Here is an 8,363-nt window from a genome sequence, read left to right on the forward strand (position 1 = left end):
TTATGGTTCTGGCAAAGTCACTAAATTTGAGTTTAGCGGGCTAAATGAAAATTTAGTGAGGAAGTCAGAGCTTGCCCCGCATTTCTGCGGGGTTCATAAAGCGTTGATTTGCAATAGCAACGAGCTCCAAACATGCTCTTATTGAGAAAAGGGCAAGGCGTTCTTCTTTTTCGTTAAAAAAACTCCATCAGTTCTGCCGCTGCTCATCGAGGAAGCTACCATGGATAATCCCCCCGCCGAGGACATCGTCCCCTTCATAAAATACGGCTGATTGCCCAGGTGCCACACCTCTCACATTAGCGAAGAAATCGACATGGATATTTTCGCCCATATTGCTTAACTGGCTCAGCGTGCCCTGATCGTTATAGCGGATCATGGTAACGGCTTCCGTGCCATCGGGGATTTGGTCGTACTTCATCCGGTTGACCTTGCCGACCATCATGCCATTACGGACAAGTTCCTCCTGCCGGCCCAGCACAACGGTATTCGTGTCGGGGCGGATTTCCGTCACGTACATCGGCTCCCCAAAGGCAACGCCCAGCCCTTTGCGCTGACCGATGGTGTAGAAGGGGTAACCTTTATGGGTACCAATTACGTCCCCTGCGGTATTGACAAACTGCCCCCCATCCACACGCGCTTCCAGCCCGTCGACCCGGCGCTTGAGGAAGCCCCGGTAGTCGTTGTCAGGCACAAAACAGATTTCATAGCTTTCCGCCTTTTTGGACAAGGCTTCATACCCCCAGTCGGCAGCCATCTGCCGGACTTCAGGCTTTGTGTAGGGACCCAGCGGGAAACGGCTGCGCGCCATGCACTCCTGGCTCAGCCCCCAGAGGACGTAAGATTGATCCTTGTGCTCGTCCACCGCCTTGCTTACGTAGTGCCGCCCGTTGAACTCATTGAGTTGGGCGTAGTGCCCGGTAGCAATGAATTCGCAGTCCAGCGCATCCGCCCGCTTCAGCAGGGCACTCCATTTGATGTGGGTATTGCAAAGGACACAGGGGTTGGGGGTACGCCCCGCCAGGTACTCATCCACAAAATTGTCAATGACATAATCACCGAACTCATCGCGTATATCGATAATAAAGTGGTGGAAGCCTACTTTTACAGCTACCTCCCGAGCATCGTTGATGGAATCCAGGCTACAGCAGCCCGTTTCCTTGGAAGACCCTCCGGAATTGGCGTAATCCCAGGTTTTCATGGTGATCCCAACGACTTCATAGCCCATATCGTGCATCATCATAGCCGTGACTGTGCTGTCAATTCCCCCGCTCATGGCTACTAATACTCTTCCGTGCTTACTCATGAAAAAAATTCAGTTTTGATTCTGGCTAACTGCCTTCAAAATCAACACACAAAGGTACAAATTTGGGCGCTGATTAGTTCAACCGGTGGAGTAGAATGTAGGCTAAGGTAGCTTTCCGCTTTTCAATCTCTTAACAAAGGACGCCTTAACGGAACCAATCTCACGGTTAGCAGGTTTTACGTAGGGATCATTTTACCGACCATGGCAGAGCACAACGACATCAGCTGGGACGAAATCAAAGCATTGTTCGCAGAGACAGACCGGAAATTTCAGGATACTGACCGCAAGTTTCAAGAAACCGACAGGAAGTTTAAAGAGACCGATAAGAAGCTGGACAAGCGCTTCAACGAACTCTACGGGTTGTTCTCCTCGCAGTGGGGGCGCCTGGTGGAGAGCCTGGTGGAAGGTGAATTGGTACGCATCTTTGAGAAGCGCGGCATTAAGATAGAGCAAACAGCTCAGCGACTCAAGGGCAGTCACAAAGGGCAACGCTTTGAATTTGACATCATCGCGCGCAATGGTACGGAAGTGGTGGTCGTAGAAGTCAAAACCACTCTCAAGCCCAAGCACATCCATGAGTTCCTCGACAAAATGGCCTCCTTCAAAACCTGGGTTGAGGAATACGCCCCCAATACCATCTACGGAGCTGTAGCTTTCCTGCAGGCCGATGCCGGGGCAGAACAGATGGCAGAAAAGAAAGGGCTGTTTGTCATCCGCGCCACAGGGGATTCAGCCGCAATTGTGAACAAGGCGGATTTCGTGCCGCGTACCTTTTGATCCATTTGTCTATTCTGATCAATGGCTCTACTACGTATTTGATACTGCCAAAATCCCTTATTTGACCGTCCCTTTTACCGGTCACTCCTTCACAAACTTCCGCACCACTTGCTCCGACCCTGCCAGCAAACGTACTACATACACTCCACTTGGCCAGTCCGCCACATCGACCTGCCAACTTTGGAGGGCAGGGCTTAGATCCAAAGCTTCGGTGTGAAGGGTTTGGCCGGCCAGGTTCTCGATTTGGAGCTTGCCTGGAGTGGCTTGGGCGTGCTGTAGCTGTAGGTGGAGGGTGGAGGTGGTGGGGTTGGGGAAAAGGCTGACAAGTCCTTCGATTGACTCAAGCGATAAATTGGATACAATAAAATTTGAATCTATTTCTAGAACTATTGCTCTATGAGCAGTGCTCATAAACAAGGAGTCTTGACCTTCTTCACGGGGTTGTCTAAATTCTCTAACTTTTATACATACTCCAAAAAGACCAGGCTCCACAGGCTTATCCCAGACTAGGATGTTGCCATCCATGTATAGATTGCCCGGTGGAGGTGAATACCCAGAAGCAGGGAAAGGGGCTATTGACGTTCGGAAATCTTCTATCGGAGTGTAAAATTCCTGATCAAAAACAGCTATGTATTTTATTACTCCATTTTCATCAACCATCAGGTCATCAATAGTCGGATCTCCTAAAAAAAACGGGGCTTCATTATTGCTATCTGGGTTTTCCTGAGGCAAAAGACTTATAGTATCCTTGAAATTCAGCATCTTTTGACCTGAACTTTCAATATTCTTTATACCATCGATAAGAAAACCGTCGGCAAAGCTTAGTTCATATAATCCAGGTTCTTCGTAAACGTGAAAACCATGATATACAGCTAGAGTAAGATTCACAAATGGAAGGTATCCATAACTCAAAACAGGCAGTTCTTCCTCGACTCCATCGCCCCACTTAAATAAAATAGTTTCGCTTACGTCTGAATTTCCTTCTCGAAGAATTTCTGCCCTAATTGAAACTTGAGTAGCACCAGTCTCTTTTTCTAACTGAGCACCTACTATACCCTGTGCATGTAATTTCACAATACTAAGTAAAGCAAAAATTAAAATGATTTGATACTCTTTTTTCATTACGAAGTAATTGATGTAAACGGGCTTGAAGCAACCTTTACTATTGCTTCAAGCCTTTTGCGAATCTAAGTAATTAAAAAGCTGCTACACAAAAGCAAGCTATTCCTTTTGTCAGCTTACTCCACCACAAACCTCCGCACCACCTGCTCCGACCCTGTCTGCAAGCGCAATAAATAAACCCCAGATGGCCAGTCAGCAACATCTATCTGTTCTGTTCTGACTGCAGAGCTGCCTTCCACTTCGAGGTGGCGCATCATTTTACCTTCCAGGTTTAGGATAGTAACTTCTACGGGCTGTCCAGGCACTGCAAAATCTATATTGACCATAGAAGCTGTCGGATTGGGATAGATACTGACCACTGCCGGTAAGGGTTCAGCCCCCGGCAAAGAGGATAAAATTAACTCTTCGGTCACCAGCATCGTCATCGCGCGCATGGTGGTGGACAGGAAAAAGGTATCAACCCCTCCATTAATATCTCTCTTTCGCCTTTCCCGGACTACTATCCCTACTGCATAACGGCCAGGAGCGATCGGGTCGTCCCATATCATAGCTGCTCCTACCGGAGGGGCCATGTAAATGCTATCGCTTGATTCAGGTATGCTATAACCTTCAGCAGGAAAAGGAGCCAACTCCCCGTTGTATAAATCTGTAGCGAAAGATTCATCTGACTCCACATCAATATTGAATACTACGTTCCCATTAATGTCATTTATATTTCCTTGTTGAGTGAAAAACCTAGGTGTCGTATTTATTGCAAGCCCACCTGTACTCTGAGGATATAAAGCTACAGTATCATATAACTCCAAATTTCTTATGCCAGACTCTTCAATGTTAACGATATCATCGACTAAGAAGCTGTCTCGAAATCCCATAATATAAACTCCCGTTGTATCATACTTATGCATCCCACGGTATATATCCAAATAATAATTTTGACCTTCATAATAACCCAGTGGTAGACTATTAAATAGGAAAATTGAGTCCAAAGAGCTGCCATCGCCCCAGTCATACAGAATGAAAGGCTTGGAGCCGCCCTGCCGCCATACCCAGGCTTCAATTGTAGCGTTATCGATCCAAAATTCTTTATACACTTCTGCCCCATATATCCGTTGTGCATACAGTTGCTCTGCCTGAATTGAAGTCAGGAGCACCATTATTGAGAAAATGAAATACCTTAGCATACTCTTTTTATTTTTTACATGGGCAATGACAAAGATTTACTTGCCTATTGCCCATGCAGATGGTGATCAATATCTAGATTTTGATAAATCTCTCCACGAACTCTTCTACCCTTACTTGATATAAGCCAGAGGGTAAGTTGCTATGGATACTTCTGTCTCAAAATGGTTTAAACCCTTAGTCATTACCAGCTTACCAGCCATATCATAGATATGTGCTTCGCGTTGGTGTGGCTTTACATCCTTCGGTAAGCTAATCGTCAATAAATCAGTGGCGGGGTTTGGAAAAAGAGTCAACCTCTCGGCTGAAGATTCAATTTTTTGACTGTTCACCAGCGCCCCGATATTAAGCCTTCCAATAAACCCATCTGTATTACCAGCGTAGTAATCTTGCTCGTAAGCATCTTGCGGGAAACTGACCGGGAAATTTTGAGTGCTATTCGTAAATCCAGTTATAAACAGGGCATCCTCAATACTCGTTATACTCGTAATGAATTCATCTTCATTTCCACCAAAGTAAGTCGCGAACTCCATAGTATAATCGGTTGCAAATGCAGTCAAGAACAATTCAAATCCCCCCTGGCTATTATCTTCATAAAAGGTCCCTCCTGATGGCGGGCATAGCGCAAACTCACCAGAAGGAGGAGCACTGCAATGATCCATTGACGAAACAGGCGTAGCACAATCTGATATCCCACTGATATAGATCCCCCCTTGGTCACCATAAACAACAGATTGAAAAAGATTTAGAACATTAGGGCTGCCTTCAATACATCCGTAATTAGTTTTCCATACTAAAGACCTGTTTGCAAACTCTGCAACAAAATAACCTCTACCTGAAATGCTTTGCTGAAACCCGCCACCTGTATTGGCTTGCATCGTACTCAATTGTTCACTTGCCCCAAGAATGACCAGGTTGTTGCCGTTTACATCAATGCTTGAGGACGTTAACAGCTTTTCTCTTAAACTGCCCCCCATAAAAGTGGTCCAGCTTAAATTCCCTTCTGGGTCAAACTCCGCAATGAATATATCATCCTCCAGTGCCGGTGAATTCCCATTGGCGAAGGCGAACTGGGAGCTTCCCGATGGTTGGCAAGATGGAAAACCGCTATCAGCAGGCACATCGCATGAAGTCGCAGAATAGCTCATGGTAGTTGTATTCCCGGCAATGAATAGTTTTTCATCCGGGGTGATGACAACATCCTGAATGCTTTCTTCTCCATTACCTCCAAAATGGGTGCTCCAGCTCGTGTTAAGGTCTGAATCAAGCCCGATAAGCAGCCCGTCTCTTCCGCCACTATTTGACGAGTCATGGTAGCCCCAAGAGCTACTTGATGCCGTGGAAAAGCTGCCTGCACGAACCTGGCCTCCTACAAAAATATTTTTATCAAAACCCGAAATGGAATACAGCTCCGTCTCACTGCCTGAAGCACTCAGTACTTTTGAGGATATGGACTGCCCGTCATTGATAGAGAACGATGAAACAAACCCTTGAGAAACTAAGGATGGAATTCCGATAGTCGCTGGAAAATCAGATGAAAGTGTCCTTCCTACCACATAGACTTTATCCAAAGCCAAAACATCATAACCATTTTCCGGGCCGCCACCACCGAAAATAGTCATGTAGTCTAATGCAGCAGATGCTTTGAATTTGGTAAAGAACACAAACTGGAAATTTGGGCTGCCAAATACCTGCACGCCCTCAACCTCTGGAAAAACCTGATTGAATGTTGTTCCGGCTACATAGAAGTTGCCTTCACTATCTGTATCAGAGCCATTAATGACATCAGAATCGTTGCCCCCAAAGTAAGTAATCCAGTCCTGGCTTGGTGAACTTGGGACTTCCTCTCGCCGCAATTCCACCACCAGCACCTTCGTACTATCATAACTCCCCGTACTGCTAAAGCTCACCCGGCTGCCCGCAATACTATATTCCGGTTTCCAGATCGTGGATACCTCTTGGCCCAGGCTGTCTATCTGGAAAGCTTTCGGGGCGGGCAGATTAAAATCTCCTAATGAGGTGCCCACAAACAGGTTGCGTGCTTTCAAATAAAGGGAGTCCTGCCCATGAAAATCCAGTTTTAGGTCATTGGGGTCCCCGCCCGGCTGTATGACAAAGTAGTACACTATGCCGCTCTCATCGGCAAACATTTGCAGGTTGATGCCGTCATATAAGTCGGTTACCGCTACCCGGCCGTACTGCCCGACCCGTGCCCGGCCTTCCGGGATGTGCCCCAGATAATAATTTCGGTAGTTGTCCAGTTTGTCCAGCCCGGCTGCGCTCATCAGGGAAGTCTTGCTGTCAAAAAACGTAATGTCAACGCGGTGCAAAGTGTCTGGCGTAGCGCTGCTCGTATCTACACTAGCGGTCACGAAGCTTAGTGTGTCGTTCTGCACATATAAGGGCGGATAACTGCCGGTACTGTAAAAGCGTACACCTTCTACCGAAGTGCCAGACGTATCTGTCAGCTGCCCCCGCTGTTCTGTGAATGCCAAGGCTGGCGAAGCGGCCCCATCCCCCGGAGGTATGGTCAGCTGTTTTTTCGAATACCGCACCAGCATGTATTCTGTTTTGCCATTGGACAGCCCGTTTTTGCCCAGCACGGACAAGCCGCCTTCGCCATCTAAAGTTATTGAGGCCGCTTCATCGTCTTTGCTGTGCAGGCCATTGAAGCTGGCAGACCATTCCGTTGTGCCGTCGCTGGCTTTCAATAGGCGGGTGTGGTAGTCCTTTTGCCCCAGGGTATCTACAGAGCCAGTGGCATAGACCTGCCCATCTTTTCCAGCTACTACAGCTTTGGCTTCATCATCGCCATGGCTTGCGCCATCGTACAGTGCGGCCCACTGCTGCGTACCGCTGTTATTGTACTTGATCACTGCAAAGTCCTTGCCATTGGAACCTATTGTGTAGCCCCCGACATATACATTGCCTAAGGTATCGATGTCCAGGCTGGAAGGGCGGTCGTCACTATTGGCAGACCCATTGTAAACGGACTCCCAGACCAGGCCAAGGGTGTCATCGAGCATCACCGTGACAATATCGTCCCCGTTACCAGCAGCGTCGCTGTAGCCTGTAACATATAGGTTCTGGTCGGCATCCGCTGCAAAACCTGTAATCTCGTCCAGGTCAACTTGGCTATTTTCAGAAAACCCGCTCAGCGTGCTGCCATCTGAGGTAGCCAACACAGAGGAGCCGACCCGGTGGGTGCCATTATTAAATTCAAGGCCTACCCCAATCATCAATTCATCAGGATTTACTTTTGATAGCGTCCCGATCGCTACGTTGCGGTTATTAGGCGTAATGGTGCGGTCCCAGGTTTCTGTCCCTCCGTCAAGATACTTGATACAGAGCGCACCAAATAAGCCGGTGGTATCCGTTATCGCGCCTCCCACATATATAGTATCGCTATCTACGAGAAGGCTACTGCCCCCATCGTATCCATTACCAATGCCGTTGTAAGTACTGTACCAGTCTACCTGGCCTGTAACCCCATACTTCATAGTCAAGACGTCATAGCTATTCGCACTGCCATTATAAACCGTGCCTGTAACGAATAATTCTGTTTTATTACTGTTGGTTGCAATGGCACCGACAATAATGTTTCCTGGTACAGGAAGGTTAAAGGTGTCCTGATACATTACCGTTCCGCTCCCATTGTATTGGGTAACCAGCAGATCATAATACCCAGCGCTTTCATTGTACACACTTCCAGCTGTAAATGCGCCCCCAAAGCGGTTAGGCGTGCTCAACACCCGGTCCAGCGATATCGCAGGCTGCTCCCCTTGGCTGGCCTGCCAGGTTTCCAGGTAGAAGGTGCTTTGTTGAGCTACTACCAAATTACAGAAAGAAAGAAAGAGCAATCGCGTCTGTGCGGGCGGTTTCAGGTTCAGGTTTACATTTTTCATAGGTAAAATATTTATCGGTTAATTAAGAAATACAGTGTTAGGTAGCCTGGTAAAGGGCAACAAGGAGACAGAACTCT

The 8,363-nt window shown here is 47.4% G+C and carries 5 protein-coding genes; 1 reads left to right on the forward strand and 4 read right to left on the reverse strand.

Features of this window, described 5'->3' with window-relative positions; translation table 11 throughout:
- Positions 1-187: 187 nt before the first annotated feature.
- Complete coding sequence (gene mnmA, locus RIC19_RS11255) at positions 188-1,303, reverse strand: tRNA 2-thiouridine(34) synthase MnmA (protein WP_350178418.1); 1,116 nt, start codon at positions 1,301-1,303, stop codon at positions 188-190.
- A 201-nt stretch (positions 1,304-1,504) separates the two neighbouring features.
- On the opposite strand from mnmA, the gene RIC19_RS11260 reads away from it, so the two are divergent.
- Positions 1,505-2,080: a DUF8196 domain-containing protein gene (locus RIC19_RS11260; protein ID WP_350178419.1), complete on the forward strand. Its 576-nt coding sequence runs from the start codon at positions 1,505-1,507 to the stop codon at positions 2,078-2,080.
- A gap of 81 nt (positions 2,081-2,161) precedes the next feature.
- On the opposite strand, the gene RIC19_RS11265 is transcribed toward RIC19_RS11260, so the two are convergent.
- The 3 genes from RIC19_RS11265 to RIC19_RS11275 form a co-directional block, all read right to left on the reverse strand.
- Complete coding sequence (locus RIC19_RS11265) at positions 2,162-3,202, reverse strand: T9SS type A sorting domain-containing protein (protein WP_350178420.1); 1,041 nt, start codon at positions 3,200-3,202, stop codon at positions 2,162-2,164.
- A 116-nt stretch (positions 3,203-3,318) separates the two neighbouring features.
- Positions 3,319-4,383 (reverse strand): T9SS type A sorting domain-containing protein, encoded by a 1,065-nt coding sequence (locus tag RIC19_RS11270; protein WP_350178421.1) that lies wholly within the window; start codon positions 4,381-4,383, stop codon positions 3,319-3,321.
- 111 nt (positions 4,384-4,494) lie between these two features.
- On the reverse strand, positions 4,495-8,286 hold the full coding sequence (locus tag RIC19_RS11275) for a DUF7948 domain-containing protein (RefSeq protein ID WP_350178422.1): 3,792 nt from the start codon (positions 8,284-8,286) through the stop codon (positions 4,495-4,497).
- Positions 8,287-8,363: the final 77 nt, after the last annotated feature.

Source organism: Phaeodactylibacter sp. (genome assembly GCF_040219495.1).
Classification (GTDB): domain Bacteria; phylum Bacteroidota; class Bacteroidia; order Chitinophagales; family Saprospiraceae; genus Phaeodactylibacter.